Origin of the sequence: Candidatus Nitrosotalea sp. FS, from assembly GCF_011319475.1 — an archaeon.
Classification (GTDB): domain Archaea; phylum Thermoproteota; class Nitrososphaeria; order Nitrososphaerales; family Nitrosopumilaceae; genus Nitrosotalea.
The window spans coordinates 4,190-5,160 of sequence record NZ_RCMC01000181.1; the positions used below are offsets into that span (position 1 = coordinate 4,190).

1 protein-coding gene is annotated in these 971 nt (G+C 36.4%); it reads right to left on the reverse strand.

From position 1 onward, the window contains the following. On the reverse strand, positions 1–642 hold a 642-nt coding region (locus DYY66_RS06595; RefSeq protein WP_218583640.1), incomplete at its 3' end, for a spherulation-specific family 4 protein. Between the last annotated feature and the right edge of the window lie 329 nt (positions 643–971).

Sequence of the window (971 nt, forward strand, 5' to 3'; positions counted from 1 at the left end):
GGGTAAACCAACTCCAAATGCAATCATGGAAAAGTTTGATTTTGCATAACTAGTATGCCATCCAGCTAGATTTGAAATCGTTGGCAGACCTGGGCTTTCATATATTACCAGATTATCAACTGTTCCAACATAGCTTGATAGGGTGTCCGTTCCAGGATTGCCTACAGTCATTGTCATTCCGTGTGACTTGACATATTGAGTCAGGGTAGAATAGTATGATTCGTAACCTGATACATTTGACATCTCATCAAAGAAGATTCCATTCACATTATACCAATTATGATATGCAGTGATATCTGCTTCAGCAGTGCTTGTACTTCTGGAACCATAGCTAGTATACACATATCCCAGTACAGTAATTCCTGCAGATTGAAGCTGTTTAATTGAGCTAGCATAGGTCGAATCAACAGATGATCCCGGACCGCTATTAGGATTAACTATAGCAACAATCGGTACTGATGGATGTGCATTCTTGGCTTGTATCACTTGATTCCAATAATTTCCAGGATAAGAGTACAGTGGTACAATTATTCCAGTAGAAGATGTTGCAAATGCTGGATGTGATGTTGTCAAGATCGGTGTTGTGACAATCATTAGGATCGCAAAGATTCCTAAAATTGTTCTAGTTTTTTGTTCAGTCATTATTTCATAGAAAACTCTTCTATGCTATTAAAGACCGGGCAGAATTGATATGACGTCAAATTACATATTTGAAATTGTACAGTGAAAAAAAATTTTATTTTTTCAAACATACAAAACATGAATCAAACAAGGAAAAACAAAAACAATTAGTTGTTTTTCACAATTGCACTGGATTTTTAGAATTTTTGTAAAACGTTGAAAAACGTATCCCTTTGTGCAGGTTCTCGTCCAATTTCTTTTATCATGTTTGCTAATTCGATTATAGAAGAGTTTGTTCCCTTGCCTGCTGCACGATATATTTCCTCAGAGAATGCAGTGCCCACCAAATC